Raw genomic sequence first — 13,108 nt, 5'->3', positions numbered from 1 at the left:
CGGGTGCCACAGCGGGTGCCACAGCGGGTGCCACAGCGGGTGCCACAGCGGGTGCCACAGCGGGTGCCACAGCGGGTGCCGCAGCGGCCGATGCGGGAACGGCGGGCGCCGCGGAAGCGACGGTCGGGGCACTCACCGGCGTGGCACCCGGTCCGCCCGCCCGCGCCAACGGCCCGGCGGTAGCCGCCGAACCCGACGGGGCCAACGGGGCGGTGGTGGCGGTGGCGGTGGCCGCCGGACCCGCCGGCGCGGCGCCGGCCGGCACCGTCACGGCGGACCCGGACGCGGGGACGCCCGGCCCCGACGCGGGGACGCCGGACCCGGGCGCCAGTGGGGTGGCCGGTGACGCACCACCGGCCGGCTCGGCCTTGGCGAGCTGATCTGCCTCCGCACCACCCGTGGACTCGCCGCCCACCAGGCGAGACACGGCCGCGTTCCCGCCGGACAGCCGCAGCGCCTGCACCATCCCGGGAACGAGCCCAGGCTCCGCCGCGGAACGCTCACCCGTCAGCAGCCCGGCGATGGCGGCGTTCCCGCCGGGCATCCCCGCCCCCGGGCCGGCGACGACCGGCCCGTCGTTCTGCACCGGCGCACTGGTGCCGCGCTCCAGCCCGGCATCGGTCGTCTCCTGGGACGGCCCGCCGGCGTCCCGTGCGGGGCTCATCGGTGCCCTGTCGCTGACCGGGCCGGGACGTAACCGGCCGGCACCGGTGCGGCCCGTTCACGGTTGAACACAGGACCGAGCGTCACCCCGTTGTCGCGGCGTCGCCCAGGGTGAAAGGGCAGCGGTTCGGGCACCCCATTCGGCTGACCGGTCAGGTGGGGCGTATCGGGCGGCGGGCCACCGTCGCCGCTCGGTGCACCAGCCGGTCCAGACGCGACTCGGCGCGCCTGGCCCGGGTCAGGGCTTCGCGTTCGCGGGTGGCGCAGCGGTCCACCTCGGCCGTGGCGGCGTCGCGGGCGGCCTCGGTGGCGGCCAGTCGGGTGGCCAACTGGTTCCGCTCGGCGCGCAGGGCGGTCAGCTCGTCGCGGGCGGCGGCCAGGTCCCGGGAGAGGGTCTGGGCGGTCGTCTCGGCGGCCGCGGCCCGGGACTCGGCGGTGGTGAGGGCGGTGCTCACCGCGTCCCGTTGGCTGGTGACGCGGGTGAGGTCGGCCCGGAGGCCGCCGACCTCGGCCCGGTGCCGCTCGGCCTGCGCGGCCAGGGCCTGTTCGGCCTGGTCCTGGCGGCGGACGGCCTGCGCGGCGGTGGCCTCGGCGGCGCCGCGGGCGTGGTCGGCGGCGGTGGCGCGCTGCCACGCCTGCGCGACGGCCGCCTCCGCCTCCTGCTTCGCCGTGGCGGCGGTGCGTTCGGCGTCGGCGGCCCGGGTCTCGGCGCGGTCGCGGTCGGCCTCGGCGGTGGCCCGGTGGGCGTCGGCGTCCTCGACGCGGCGGTCGGCCTCGGCCTCGGTGGCGCGGGCCCGGTCGTCGGCGTCGCGGGCGGCCCGGTCGGACTCGCCGATCCGGGCGACGGCGCCGTCGCGGACCGTGCCGATCGCGGTGACGACCTCGGTGAGCTGCCGGGCGAGAGCCTCGGCGGCGGGAACGAACCGGTCACCGGCCTGCCGGAACGCGTCGAGCGGGACGTCGAGGGCGACCGCCCGTTCACCGGCCCGTTCGGCGGCGGCGAGTTGTTTGCAGGTGCGGTTGCCGTCCCACCGTCTGTCGGGGCAGTACTCGGGCGGCCGGCCCTGCCCGGCGTACGGGAGCGGGGCGGAGCAGCGGGTATAGGCACACCGACGGGTGTCGGGCGGGTCGATCTGCATCGTCAGCACCGCGTCATATTATCGTTTTACAAAACCCATAAGTGGTTACGACATACGCAAAATCGAAAGTGGACGCGGATAGCAGCGTGCATGATAATCCCGGTTATCGTGTACGGCGCCGGGTGGCCTCGGCGATGCCGTGCACGAGCCGGACCAGATCGGCGGCTCCCTCGGCGTCGTCGGCACGGCGCACGACCGTGAGGATCGGGGCCACGTCGTCGAGTTCGACGCGCCCGCGCAGCAACATGAACCGGAGCACCAGCCCGGCCAGGCGGGCGTTGGCGTCGTCGAACGGGTGGAAGAACGCGACGTCGAGGTACGCCCGGGCGGCCCTGGCCGTTACCGGCGTCGCCGGGTCGGCGGCCTCCAGCAGGCACGAGACGAACCGGTGCTCGGTGTCGGCGTGCAACCCGTAGCGCTCCCGGCCGTTCTTCGCGCACGCCGGCCCCCGGCGGAACCCGGCGACCGGGACGCCACGGAGAACCGCGTTCCAGCGGGCCAGCACGCCGAGGCTGAGGTCGGCACCGCCGGCCGCCTCGCGGCGGACGTCGTCATGCGCGGCCAACAGGCGGCCCGCCCGGTCCGGGTCGCGACCGGCCGTGCCGCGGACGAAACGGGCGAAGCCGTCGCGGCCGGCGGACACCGGCACCGGCGGGTGCGGAACGATCTCCCGCCAGGGCACCCGCTCCCGGACCCGCTGCCACACCGCCAGATGATCGGGCCCGGTCAACGGCCGGTACGCCGGGCCATACGCCGGGCCATACGCCGGGCGACGTCGCCGGCCACCGACTCCACCACCGACCGCGGCGGCTCCACCCAGCTTTCGAACCGGCCGCCGATCGCGTGCTCGAGCAGCTCCCCGTGCCGGGCCGCTCCGACGCCGGCCGCGTCCAGGAACCAGCCGAGCGCGATCTCGCAGCAGCCGTACCAGGCCGACTCGTACCGCGTGCGGTCACCGACCGCGGTCACCAGGTGGGCGACCGCGCGTTCCCAGCCGTCCAGGTCGCCGACGGGGAGCGGAAGGAACCGGTCGAACCGCTCGGCCAGATCGGCGAGCCAGTCGTACCACTCCACCAGCGCCGCCGAGATCGTCGCCGCGGTCGCCTCCGGCGTGGTGACCGAATGCCCGAAGCAGCACCACGACCCGACCGGGCCACCGTCGAGGTCGCCCTCACCGACCGACCAGCGCCACCCCGCCGCCCACGGCCCGTACCGGTCGACGAGCCCTGACGTGAGGTTCTCCAGCCACAGGTCCTGCAGCCGCCAGTCGGCCCGCGGGGCCGGCGGCGCCGACGCCGCCACCAGGTCGGCCACCACCGCCGGCACCGTCGCCGGATCGAAGTCCAGATTCCCGGGATCGACGTCTGCCCAGGTCAGCTCCGCCGGATAACGCAGGCGGCGGACCGGCCGGTCGCCGGGGTAGACGGCGCGCCGTCCGTTGTCCCAGACGGCGCGCCAGGCCGGCGGCTCGACGGCGCCGTCGGCCGCGGGTGCCGCTGCGGGTGCCGCTGCAGCGAACCGGCCGCGGGCATCGGTGGCGAGTTCGACCAGCAACTCGTGCCAGGCCACCACGGCGTCGGCGATGCGGCTCAGCGTCTCGGCCGGTGTCGTCACCGCGGGCCGTTGCCCCCGCCAGAGCGGTCCGACCCCGTACCGGGGGTGGTCCTCGATCGCGACCGTGTACCACCAGCCCACCACCCAGACGCCGAGCCGTTCGACCAGGGCCTCGGTCATCCGGTCGAACCAGAAGCCGGTGAGCCGCCAGTCGGTGCCGGGCGGTGGCACGTCGGCGGCGGGCGGCAGCGACCGCACCAGGTCCGCGACGCCCGCCGGGTCGAATGCGGGCCGGGCGGCGGGGTCGACGTCGCGCCAGGTGAGCGTCCAGATGTCGCGGAGGTGGACCCGATCAGTCGTCATGATCGACCTTCCGAGGGGCAGCCGAACAGGATAGCGGTCCGTAACTCGGCTGCGCCAGGCTCGGCGGATCGCTTGGATGGCGGACATGACGCACGAGCCCGTCCGGCCGCGCAAGGCCCGCCCCGGCGACCGCATCGCCGTCCTGTCGCCGTCGTTCGCCGCGGCCGGAGCGTTCCCCGCGGTGCACGAGCAGGCCATGCGGCGCCTCGCCGACGTCACCGGCCTGGTGCCGGTCGAGTACCCGACGACCCGCCAGGTCGGCGCGTCGCCCGAGGCGCGGGCGGCCGACGTCAACGCGGCCCTCGCCGACCCGGACGTCCGCGCGATCCTCGCCGTCATCGGCGGCGAGGACCAGATCACCGTCATCCCGCACCTGGACCCCGACCTCGCCCGCGCCGACCCCAAACCGTTCCTCGGCACCAGCGACAACACGAACCTGCACCACTGGCTGTGGGGCAACGGGGTGGCGAGCTTCTACGGCGGCTCGTCGCAGGTGCACCTCGGCCCGGGACCCGCCGTCGACGACATCCACGTCCGGGCGCTGCGGGCGGCGCTGCTCACCGGGGAACGGCTGGAGATCACCGACCCGGGCGAATCCGAGGACATCGGGATCGACTGGGCCGATCCCCGCGCGCTGGAGTCGTACGGGGAGCGCGAACCGACCGAGCCGTGGGACTGGTACGGGCCGCGGCGGACGGTCACCGGCCGCACCTGGGGCGGCTGCATCGAGGTCGTCGAGTGGATCCTCACCGCGGGACGCTTCCCGTTCGGTCCCGACGCCCTCGACGGCGCCGTGCTGCTCGTCGAGACGTCCGAGGAGCTGCTCCCGGCCCGCAACGTCGGCTGGATCGTCCGCGCCCTGGGCGAACGTGGCCTGCTCGCGGCGGTCGACGCGGTGCTGCTCGCGCGTCCACCGGTCTCCGATTTCACCCGGAAGCCCGCAGCCGCCGACCGGGCCCGGCTCCGTGCGGAGCAGCGCGACACGGTCGTCGAGGTGGTGTCACGGTACAACCCGGACGCGGTCGTCTGCGTCGGCGTGCCGTTCGGCCACACCCGGCCGCAGTGGATCCTGCCCCACGGCGGACCGGTCACCGTCGACGGCGCCAACCGCCGCATCTACGCGGACTTCGCATGATCGAGTTCATCGGCGGCCTGACGTACGGCGGCCCGCGACAGCTGTTCGACGTGCTGCGGCCGGCGTCCGCGGTCCGGGCGCGGGTGGTGCTGTACGTGCACGGCGGCGGCTGGCATGAGGGCGACCGCGGCGCCGCCATGCACCCGTGGCTGAACCCGCTGCTGGCCGCGCACGGGTTCGTCACCGCGAGCGTCAGCTACCGGCTCAGCGGCGAGGCGCACTGGCCGGTGCCGCTCGATGACGTGCGGGCGGCGGTGCGCTGGCTGCGCGTCCACGCCGGCGAGCACGGCGGCGACCCCGACCGGATCGGGCTGTGGGGTCACTCCGCCGGCGCGCAGCTGGCCGCGCTGGCCGCGCTGACGATGCCCGGTGAGGTCCGGGCGGTGGCGCTGAGCGCCTGCCCCTCGGACCTGCGCGACGAGAAGATCGGAAGCGGGAACGAGGTGGACCGCCTGATCGGCGGTGCCGGGGCCGCGGCTCTTGTCGACGCGAGCCCGGTCTGCCACACGCATCCGGCGGCGCCGCCGTTCCTGATCGCCCACGGTACCGACGACGCCGTGATCGCGTTCGACCGCGGCATCGCCCTGCGGGACGCCCTCGTCGCGGCCGGCGGCACGGTCGAGTGGGCACCGATCGACGGCGCCGGGCACGAGTGGGCCGACCGCCCCGGACCGGTCGACGGCCCGGAAACAGCCGGAACATTCGGCGCGCGGGCGCTGCCGTTCTTCCGCCGCCACCTGTAAGGCGGCGCGTGGGCGTCGTTGTCACTCGGAGACTGCGGTGAACCGGCCCCACTCCTCGGCGCTCTGCCGGTCCGACACGTCCACGTCGACGCCCGGTAGCTCCGCCACCAGCCGGTCGGCCATCGCCGCGGACAGGAAGTGGTGGTGCAGATCGAGGCGCCGCAGATGTGTCAGCGGCTGCCCGGCGAGCAGCGCCGCCGCACCCTCGTCACCCAGCATGCCCAGGGACAGGTCCACCTCGGTCAGCCCGGCCACCACCGGTGCGGCCGCCACCGCCGCCGCCAACCGGTCGGCGAACTCCGCATTGCGCAGGCCCAGGCGGCGCAGGCCGGGGAAGGTGGCCCCGCCGAGCAGCGGCGCCAGGTCGTCGACGGTGATGTCGCCGCCGTAGCGGTCCACCCCGAGCCACAGTTCCAGGTGCTCCAGCGCGGGAAGGTCGCTGGCCACCACGCCCGCCAGGATCCCGCGGCCGAGGCCGCCGGTCTCGAAGGCCAGTTCGCGTACCGCGGCGTGCCGCACCGGCGCGAACGACAACGTGTCCATGCTGCCCCGCACGCGCAGGACGCGCAGCCGCGGGTAGGCGTCGAGCAGGCGGTGCACCGCACCGACCTTGATCCACGACACTTCGCACTCGTCGGACAGGATGTCGCCGAGGAACAGCGCTTCGAGGCCGGTCGAGGAAGCGGTCGAACGTGTCGCGGAAACCGGGGTTGAGCCCCTCCACGGCGCCGCCGTCGTCGTCGAAGTCCCAGTGCGCCACCCGCCACGCGACCGGGCCGTCGACGTCCGACAGCGGCTGGTCCGGCCAGAACTGCGCCACCGGGTGCCCGGCGAACTCCGTCACGTGTGCGTGCAGAACCATGGCCGCACACCCTACCGGCGCGGCGGCGACCAGATGATCGACACGATCTGCAGGGCGGCCGTGGCCAGGCGCCGGTCGCCGTCGACGCGGGCACGGGCGGCGGCCTGCTCGGGGGTGATGCCGCGGGTGCACAGCCGCCAGGTGGTATCGGTGTCGAGGTCGAGCGCCGCGGTGGGGGGCCGGGCCGGGGCTGGCCCGTCCAGGCGCCAGCGGTCGGGGCCGCGGGTGCAGGTCCAGGCTCCGCCGCCGGGTCCGGTGACGGTCACCCGCACGGTGCTGCCCTCCGGCGCGGTGACGTCGCGCAGGGTGTGCGGCAGCGCCCGCAGGAACGTGTCGATCACGGGTCCGACGTAGCGCGGGTCGGCGAGTCCGGCGCGTCCCGTGGCGTCGCAGATCTGCTGCTGGTGGGTCCAGTACTCGGTGTACTCGCGGGCGACGTCGAGCCAGAACGGATGGGCCTCCGGGCCGGCCCAGCGCACCGACCCGCCGATCGCGTCGAGGTCGACGGTCTGCCAGAACCGCACGATGGCGGCGCCGACGGACGACAGCAGGTCGACGAGCACCGCCGGGCTCAGCCGGCGGGTGGCAGCGACCCACTCGTCGTTGATGCGGTCGAGGAAGGCGGGGAACGCCTCGCCGGCGCGCGGATGCTCCACGCGGACGCCGTCGCGGTGCATGGACAGGCGCCCGACGAAGTCGCCGAGCACGTGCGCGGCGACGTCCTTGACGGTCCAGCCCGGACAGACCGTCGGGCGGGCCCAGTCGTCGGCGTCGAGCTGACGCAGCAGGCCGATGAACGCGGTCTGCTGGTCGGCGAGCACGGGCCGCACGTCGAGGGCGGGTCCGAGCCAGGAGGAGTCCGTCATCGTGTCCCTTCGGGTTAGATCGTCGGATGCAGATCATTCAACCGTGGGGTGTCAGCGCGTTCGGCGCGGCCAGTGTGAAGGCGCGACCCGACCTGGTCCGGGTCAGGTTCCGGGTGTCGCGGCTGGAGCAGACGCCGGCAGAGGCGTTCGGGGCGGCCAGCGAGGCCGTGCGGGCCGTCCGGCAGGCGTTGCGGCAGCACGAGGTCCCCGACGCGGCCGTCGAACGGTCGCGGCTCGATCTGAAGAGCGAGTGGGACTACAACAAGAACCGCAAGCTGCTCGGGTACCAGTGCAAGGCGTCGTTCGCCGTGGAGTTCCGCAATCTGGACCAGGTGCAGCAGCTGCTGGTCGACCTCGTCGGTGCCGGTGCCAACGAGATCGAGGGCATCGACTTCGATGTCACCACCAAGGCCGAACTCCGGGCCAACGCCCGCCGTCAGGCTGTGGCCGCGGCACGGCGGAAGGCGGAACTGTACGCCGAGGCGGCCGGGATCCGGCTGGGGCCGATCGTGCACATCGACGACATCGATCCCGAGCAGGAACGCCTGGAGCACTACCGCGGCCACGGCAGCGGTAGTTCCGGAGCGCAGGAGGACCTCGCACCGGGCCACGTCGTGGTGTCGGCCGCGGTCGTTCTCGGGTACGCGATCGAGCAGTCACCGGCGTAGCCGGGCGTTGAGGCGGGCCGCCTGCCGGGTCAGGTGGTCGAGTTCGGCGATGTTCGGGGCGCGGCGGGCGGCCTCGGCGTAGAGGCGGGCCGCAGTGGCCTCGTCACCGTCGCGTTCGTGCAGGTACGCCTCGACCGCCGTGTACCGGGGCAGGGCCGGGTCGAGGTCGGCCAGCGCGGCGAGGCCGGCCCGGGGACCGTCGGCCTCGCCGACCGCGACGGCGCGGTTGAGCCGGGCCACCGGGTTCTCGGTGAGGCGGACCAGTTCGTCGTACCACTCGACGATCTGCACCCAGTCGGTCTCGGCGGCCGTCTGCGCGTCGGCGTGGAGCGCGGCGATGGCCGCCTGGGCCTGGAACTCGCCCAGCCGGTCGCGGGCCAGGGCGGTCTGCAACACGTCGACGCCCTCGGCGATCAGGCGGGTGTCCCAAAGGCCGCGGTCCTGCTCGGCCAGCGGCACGAGCCGACCGCCCGGACCGGTACGGGCGCGCCGCCGCGCATGGTGGAGCAGCATCAACGCGAGCAGGCCGGCGGCCTCCTCGTGCCGGGTCATCCGGGCCACCTGGCGGGTGAGCCGGATCGCCTCGGCGGACAGGTCGACATCGCCGGAGTAGCCCTCGTTGAACACCAGGTACAGCACCCGCAGCACGGTGGCGACGTCGCCGGGCCGGTCGAACCGGACGTCGGCGACGGTCCGTTTGGCCCGGCTGATCCGCTGCGCCATGGTCGTCTCCGGCACCAGGTACGCCTGCGCGATCTGACGCGTGGTCAGCCCGCCGACCGCGCGCAGCGTCAACGCGACCGCCGACGCCGGCGTCAACGACGGGTGCGCGCACAGGAAGTACAGGTACAGCGTGTCGTCGGCCGCCTCACCCGGCGCCGGCGGCGGCTCCGGTTGGGCGAGCCGGTCGACCTGTTCCTCCCGCCGCCGCCGCGACGTCTCCGCGCGGGTCGCGTCGAGGAACTTGCGCCAGGACACCGAGATCAGCCAGCCCTTGGGGTCGCGCGGCGGATCGGTTTCCCAGCCGCGGACCGCCTCGACCAGGGCGTCCTGGACGGCATCCTCGGCCGCCGCGAAGTCTGCTCCGCGACGGACGAGGATCCCGATCACCGCGGGCACCAGGTCCCGCAGCAACGACTCGTTCATTCGGCGAGGTTATTCCGCGAGGTCATTCGGTGACGGTCGGCAGCTCGGCCATGAACGGACGGACCTCGAGCCACTCGTGGATCGGCTTGCCACCCGCGCCCGGGGCCGCGGACAGCTCACCGGCGAGGTCGAGCGCCCGCTGGTAGCTGTCGACGTCGATGATCATCCAGCCGGCGATGAGGTCCTTCGTCTCCGCGAACGGGCCGTCGGTGACCGGCGGCCGCCCCTCGCCGTCGTAGCGGACGAACGTCCCCTCCATCGACAGCGCCTGACCCTCGACGAACTCGCCGGTCTCCTCCAGCCGCGCCGCCCAGTCCTGCATGAACCTGATGTGGGTGGAGATCTCGTCGGGCGTCCACTGGTCCATCGGGACGTCGTTGACCGCCGCCGGGGCGCCCCGGTAATGCTTGAGCAGCAGGTACTTGGCCATCATTGTCTCCTTCGACGCGGGTTCGGTGCGTTGTCGACGGCGGGGACGGAGCCGCGTCCCGGTTCTCGACATCCCCCGGCGGAATTCTTCCCGATCATGCCCGCTGACGCTCGGCGCGCTCGCGGACCAGCTCCTCGACGGCGCTGGGCAGCGTCGTCTCGAAGTCGATCAGTTTCGCCCACGTCGGGATCACGACGATGCGGACCATGCCGTCGTACAGCGACCGCACCTCCGCCTCCCACTCGACCCGCTGCTCGGCCGTCATCGTGTAGGAGCCGTTCATCTGCAGGTACTCGTCCGGGATGCCGGCCACGACGTCGAGCTCGGCCCGCCCCCGGATCAGCAGGATCTTCGGCGGGTGGACCTCGGTGTCGATGGTCAGGGCGACCATCGGGTTCGCCCGCAACCCCGCCAACTTCGGCGCGTTCGTCGACGTGCACATGACGATCTCCGTGCCGTTCCAGGTGAACGCGATCGGCACGGCGCGGGGTGTGCCGTCGGTGGCCACGTAGGCCAGCCGGGTCACGTCGCGGGCCAGCAGCTCCCGGCTCAGCGGGCGGTTCAGAACCTCGGTGATCTCGTCCGGTCCCATGGTCGTCTCCTCTGTGTTCGACTCTGTGTTCGGCGTGTGGGCCGGGGACGGAGCCGGCCGCTCATTCTCGACATCGCCGCTTCAGGGAATCCGGCCGTATGCGGACACATACTCCTGGCCGGTGAGGCCCCGGATGCGGTCCATCAGGGTGTCGGTGTCGCGGCGGATGTCGGCCGGGCCGCCGTCGGTCACCGCGAACGGCGCGCCGAACGCGATCCGCACCCGGTGCGGACGCGGCAGCCGCGCCCCGATCGGCTGGACGCGGTCGGTGCCCAGCACCCCCACCGGCACGATCGGCACCCCGGCCTGCCGGGCCAGCCGCACCACGCCCGTGCGTCCCCGGTACAACCGGCCGTCGGGCGACCGGGTGCCCTCCGGATACACCGCGACCAGCCCGCCGCCGCGCAGCACCGGCACGGCCGCGTCGAAGGCCGCCAGCGCCGCCCGGCCGCCGCCCCGGTGCACGGGGATCGCCCGCAGGCCGGTCACCACCGGCCGGGTGAACCGGCCGGCGAAGTACTCCGCCTTCGCCCAGAACGCGATGTGCCGCGGCACCACCGCCGCCAGGAAGTACTCGTCGGCGACCGACAGGTGGTTGCCGGCGAGGATGGCGCCGCCGTGGGCCGGCACGTGGTGCAGCCCGTCGACCGACAGCCGCCAGAACACCCGCAGCCCGGCGCCGACCGTGTGGTACGCCAGCCGGTACAGCGGCGGCATCACGGCAGGTACGCCGTCAGCGCGGCCGTCACCAGGTCGTCGACGTCGGTGGCGCCGGTGGCCAGCGGCATCGCGTTCCAGTTCCACAACTGCACGATCCCGTGCAGGTTCGCCCACAACGCGCCGGCCTCGACCGCCGACCTGCCCGGCATGAGGTCGGTGAGCTGCCGGAACAGGGGCAGGCTCACCTCCCGCAGCCCCAGCTCGTTCGACTCGAGCAGGTCGTGGCGGAACATCAGCTCGAACATGTGCGGGTCGCGCAGCCCGAACCGCACGTAGACGCGGGCCAGGTCCGCGAGTGAGCCGTTGGACCCCTCCACCTCTGCGGTCAGCTCGGCGAAGCCGGTCCGCGCGATCGCGGACAGCAGCGCCACGTGCGTCGGGAAGTGCCGCCGCGGCGCCCCGTGCGACACCCCCGCCCGCCGGGCGATTTCCCGCAGCGACAGCGCCGCCACGCCGTCGGACCGCAACAGCTCGGCCCCGGCCCGGACCAGTCGGTGGTCCAGGCCATCGGTCGGATTTCTTGATGACGCCATGGGCGTTCCCCCGCAGCATAAATTTAGACACTGTCTACGGGATGTCTAGCAGGAACCGTAGACAGTGTCTACTCTATGTCTACTGCCGCATTACTGCGCGAGGAGCGTGAACGCCAGCGCCAGCGCCGCCGGCACCGACTGCACCACGAGAATCCGCCGGCTCACCGTCACCGCCCCGTACACCCCGGCGACGATCACACACAGCAGGAAGAACACCGCGAACGCGAAATCGTCGGCGATCAGGCTCCACACCAGCCCCGCCGCCAGGAACCCGTTGTACAACCCCTGATTCGCCGCGAGCGTGGCCGTCTCGGCGGCGAACTCCGGCGTCGTCCCGAACGCCGCCCGCCCCCGCGGCCCCCGCCACAGAAACATCTCCAACACCAGAATGTAGACGTGGATGGCGGCCACCACGCCCACCAGAACCTTCGCGACCAGGTCCATCGCGTACCACCCCTCAGCCGAAGTCGGCGACGACGACGCGGTCGGGCCGGATACGGAACAGTTCGCGTACCTCACCGGGCCGGTACCACGGGTACGCCGTGCCGAGGTACCGCTGCGACAGCCCCTCCAACTGCTCCTCGGCCCCGTCGGTCGACACCGACTCGACCACACCGCGCACCGACACGTACCGGTACGGCCGCTCCGGGTCCTGCACCGACAGCGCCACCCGCGGCCGCCGCGCCATGTTGCGGTTCTTCAACCGCCCCTGCTTGCTGTTGACCAGCACAACCTGCCCGCCGTCGCGCTCCTCGACCGCGACCCACACCGGCGTCACCTGCGGCGAACCGTCGGCCATCACGGTGGCCAGGTGCCCGAAGGCGGAACCGGTGAACAGGTCCAGGTAGTCGTCCGGGATGCGAGTCGTCACGCGCAGAGCCTAGAGTCAGCTGGCGCTCATGTTGAGCACGGGGACAAGCATCCGCTCCTCGTACTCGAAGTGCGCCTCCAGGTCGGCGGCCAGCCGGTCCAGCTCGGCTTCGACGTCCGCGTCGTCGCCCGGATTCTCCGCGAGCAGCGCGCGGAACCGGCGGAGGTGCTCCGCGACCACCACGTGGTCGGCGCGGAGCCGGTCGAGCACCGGCTCCAGCCCCGGCACCAGCGCCTGCACGTCGGGGAAGATCCCGTCCTCGCGGGTGTGGTGCGCGTGTATCGCCGAGCACAGGATCAGGCAGTGCTCGCGCAGGTCGACACCCCGTTCTGTGCCCCCGCCGGCCCGGGCCGCGGCGATCTGCTGACGGAACCAGTCGTGGACCTGCACCAGGTGGTCGCCCAGCGCCGCCACCCGGCCGTTCGCCCCACTCGTCGGGTAGAGGGCGACCACCGGGACCGCACCCTCGATCGCACTCTCTCCGGCGAACAACCGGTCGCGCTCCTCGTCCTGCACCGGAACGGCGTGCGCGGGGAACGTCTCGATGCCGCCGGCGGTGCCGACCTCCACCGTCACCGACGGGTTGACCACCAGGTTGTGGTACCAGCCCGGATGCGTCTCCTGCCCGCTGTTCGACCCGAACACCAGCAGGCGCGCGCCGTCGCGCACGTACCCGACCGGGTTCGTCCGCGGCCGTCCCGACCCGGCGCCGACCGTGGTGAGAAGCAACAGGTCGGCACCCTCGAACAGGCCGCCGACCCGGCCGCCGTTGGCGCGGAACTCCTCGACGGCCCGGTCGTTGAAGGACGTCACGGCGCTACGC

Annotated in this window: 16 protein-coding genes and 1 pseudogene; 3 read left to right on the top strand and 14 right to left on the bottom strand. The window is 73.5% G+C overall.

Features of this window, described 5'->3' with window-relative positions; translation table 11 throughout:
- The 4 genes and pseudogenes from Vau01_RS20345 to Vau01_RS20330 all read right to left on the bottom strand — a co-directional run.
- Window positions 1–664, bottom strand: a pseudogene (locus Vau01_RS20345) (hypothetical protein); the annotation flags it as partial.
- Between the two features lie 151 nt (window positions 665–815).
- Window positions 816–1,811 carry a hypothetical protein gene (locus Vau01_RS20340; RefSeq protein ID WP_203995137.1) on the bottom strand — a complete coding sequence of 332 codons (996 nt, stop codon included), beginning with the start codon at window positions 1,809–1,811 and terminating at the stop codon, window positions 816–818.
- Window positions 1,812–1,905: 94 nt separating this feature from the next.
- The gene (locus Vau01_RS20335) at window positions 1,906–2,508 is read right to left on the bottom strand and encodes a hypothetical protein (protein WP_203995134.1); all 603 of its coding nucleotides are present in this window, start codon (window positions 2,506–2,508) and stop codon (window positions 1,906–1,908) included.
- A gap of 20 nt (window positions 2,509–2,528) precedes the next feature.
- Window positions 2,529–3,719, bottom strand: a complete 1,191-nt coding sequence (locus tag Vau01_RS20330; RefSeq protein ID WP_203995131.1) for a hypothetical protein — start codon at window positions 3,717–3,719, stop codon at window positions 2,529–2,531.
- An 85-nt stretch (window positions 3,720–3,804) separates the two neighbouring features.
- On the opposite strand from Vau01_RS20330, the gene Vau01_RS20325 reads away from it, so the two are divergent.
- Together Vau01_RS20325 and Vau01_RS20320 are read left to right on the top strand one after the other, a co-directional pair.
- Complete coding sequence (locus Vau01_RS20325; RefSeq protein WP_203995128.1) at window positions 3,805–4,854, top strand: S66 family peptidase; 1,050 nt, start codon at window positions 3,805–3,807, stop codon at window positions 4,852–4,854.
- Window positions 4,851–5,597 (top strand): alpha/beta hydrolase, encoded by a 747-nt coding sequence (locus Vau01_RS20320; protein ID WP_203995125.1) that lies wholly within the window; start codon window positions 4,851–4,853, stop codon window positions 5,595–5,597. Before Vau01_RS20325 ends, Vau01_RS20320 begins: the two co-directional genes overlap by 4 nt.
- 21 nt (window positions 5,598–5,618) lie before the next feature.
- Here Vau01_RS20320 and Vau01_RS20315 read toward each other — a convergent pair whose 3' ends face one another.
- Both Vau01_RS20315 and Vau01_RS20310 read right to left on the bottom strand, forming a co-directional pair.
- Entirely contained in the window at window positions 5,619–6,221 is a 603-nt protein-coding gene (locus tag Vau01_RS20315) for a hypothetical protein (protein ID WP_239151720.1), read from the bottom strand.
- Window positions 6,222–6,470: 249 nt separating this feature from the next.
- The gene (locus Vau01_RS20310; RefSeq protein WP_203995123.1) at window positions 6,471–7,325 is read right to left on the bottom strand and encodes a maleylpyruvate isomerase family mycothiol-dependent enzyme; all 855 of its coding nucleotides are present in this window, start codon (window positions 7,323–7,325) and stop codon (window positions 6,471–6,473) included.
- Between the two features lie 26 nt (window positions 7,326–7,351).
- On the opposite strand from Vau01_RS20310, the gene Vau01_RS20305 reads away from it, so the two are divergent.
- Window positions 7,352–7,993: an SIMPL domain-containing protein gene (locus tag Vau01_RS20305; RefSeq protein WP_203995120.1), complete on the top strand. Its 642-nt coding sequence runs from the start codon at window positions 7,352–7,354 to the stop codon at window positions 7,991–7,993.
- On the opposite strand, the gene Vau01_RS20300 is transcribed toward Vau01_RS20305, so the two are convergent.
- The 8 genes from Vau01_RS20300 to Vau01_RS20265 form a co-directional block, all read right to left on the bottom strand.
- The gene (locus Vau01_RS20300) at window positions 7,982–9,139 is read right to left on the bottom strand and encodes an RNA polymerase sigma factor (protein ID WP_203995117.1); all 1,158 of its coding nucleotides are present in this window, start codon (window positions 9,137–9,139) and stop codon (window positions 7,982–7,984) included. The genes Vau01_RS20305 and Vau01_RS20300 overlap by 12 nt on opposite strands.
- Window positions 9,140–9,161: 22 nt before the next feature.
- Window positions 9,162–9,569, bottom strand: a complete 408-nt coding sequence (locus tag Vau01_RS20295) for a YciI family protein (protein WP_203995115.1) — start codon at window positions 9,567–9,569, stop codon at window positions 9,162–9,164.
- A 94-nt stretch (window positions 9,570–9,663) separates the two neighbouring features.
- Complete coding sequence (locus Vau01_RS20290) at window positions 9,664–10,161, bottom strand: pyridoxamine 5'-phosphate oxidase family protein (RefSeq protein ID WP_203995113.1); 498 nt, start codon at window positions 10,159–10,161, stop codon at window positions 9,664–9,666.
- Between the two features lie 81 nt (window positions 10,162–10,242).
- Window positions 10,243–10,878: a lysophospholipid acyltransferase family protein gene (locus Vau01_RS20285; protein WP_203995216.1), complete on the bottom strand. Its 636-nt coding sequence runs from the start codon at window positions 10,876–10,878 to the stop codon at window positions 10,243–10,245.
- The gene (locus Vau01_RS20280; RefSeq protein WP_203995101.1) at window positions 10,878–11,414 is read right to left on the bottom strand and encodes a TetR/AcrR family transcriptional regulator; all 537 of its coding nucleotides are present in this window, start codon (window positions 11,412–11,414) and stop codon (window positions 10,878–10,880) included. The genes Vau01_RS20285 and Vau01_RS20280 overlap by 1 nt, the downstream gene beginning before the upstream one ends.
- 90 nt (window positions 11,415–11,504) lie before the next feature.
- Entirely contained in the window at window positions 11,505–11,858 is a 354-nt protein-coding gene (locus tag Vau01_RS20275; RefSeq protein WP_203995099.1) for a DUF1304 domain-containing protein, read from the bottom strand.
- Between the two features lie 13 nt (window positions 11,859–11,871).
- A complete protein-coding gene (locus Vau01_RS20270) occupies window positions 11,872–12,285 on the bottom strand; it encodes a PPOX class F420-dependent oxidoreductase (RefSeq protein ID WP_203995097.1) in 414 nt (137 codons plus the stop codon).
- 15 nt (window positions 12,286–12,300) lie between these two features.
- A complete protein-coding gene (locus Vau01_RS20265) occupies window positions 12,301–13,098 on the bottom strand; it encodes a nitroreductase/quinone reductase family protein (RefSeq protein WP_203995096.1) in 798 nt (265 codons plus the stop codon).
- Between the last annotated feature and the right edge of the window lie 10 nt (window positions 13,099–13,108).

Source organism: Virgisporangium aurantiacum, assembly GCF_016863635.1.
Taxonomy (GTDB): Bacteria; Actinomycetota; Actinomycetes; order Mycobacteriales; family Micromonosporaceae; genus Virgisporangium; species Virgisporangium aurantiacum.
The sequence above is the reverse complement of the archived record's forward strand: the minus strand, read 5'-3'. Positions and strand labels throughout refer to the sequence as shown.

What these genes read in the sequence shown, in the direction of transcription:
- Vau01_RS20310 (WP_203995123.1), bottom strand. Translation starts at nt 7,325, where the DNA reads ATGACGGACTCCTCCTGGCTCGGACCCGCCCTCGACGTGCGGCCCGTG.
- Vau01_RS20280 (WP_203995101.1), bottom strand. Translation starts at nt 11,414, where the DNA reads ATGGCGTCATCAAGAAATCCGACCGATGGCCTGGACCACCGACTGGTC.
- Vau01_RS20320 (WP_203995125.1), top strand. Translation starts at nt 4,851, where the DNA reads ATGATCGAGTTCATCGGCGGCCTGACGTACGGCGGCCCGCGACAGCTG.
- Vau01_RS20300 (WP_203995117.1), bottom strand. Translation starts at nt 9,139, where the DNA reads ATGAACGAGTCGTTGCTGCGGGACCTGGTGCCCGCGGTGATCGGGATC.
- Vau01_RS20290 (WP_203995113.1), bottom strand. Translation starts at nt 10,161, where the DNA reads ATGGGACCGGACGAGATCACCGAGGTTCTGAACCGCCCGCTGAGCCGG.
- Vau01_RS20305 (WP_203995120.1), top strand. Translation starts at nt 7,352, where the DNA reads ATGCAGATCATTCAACCGTGGGGTGTCAGCGCGTTCGGCGCGGCCAGT.
- Vau01_RS20325 (WP_203995128.1), top strand. Translation starts at nt 3,805, where the DNA reads ATGACGCACGAGCCCGTCCGGCCGCGCAAGGCCCGCCCCGGCGACCGC.
- Vau01_RS20285 (WP_203995216.1), bottom strand. Translation starts at nt 10,878, where the DNA reads ATGCCGCCGCTGTACCGGCTGGCGTACCACACGGTCGGCGCCGGGCTG.
- Vau01_RS20275 (WP_203995099.1), bottom strand. Translation starts at nt 11,858, where the DNA reads ATGGACCTGGTCGCGAAGGTTCTGGTGGGCGTGGTGGCCGCCATCCAC.
- Vau01_RS20330 (WP_203995131.1), bottom strand. Translation starts at nt 3,719, where the DNA reads ATGACGACTGATCGGGTCCACCTCCGCGACATCTGGACGCTCACCTGG.
- Vau01_RS20295 (WP_203995115.1), bottom strand. Translation starts at nt 9,569, where the DNA reads ATGGCCAAGTACCTGCTGCTCAAGCATTACCGGGGCGCCCCGGCGGCG.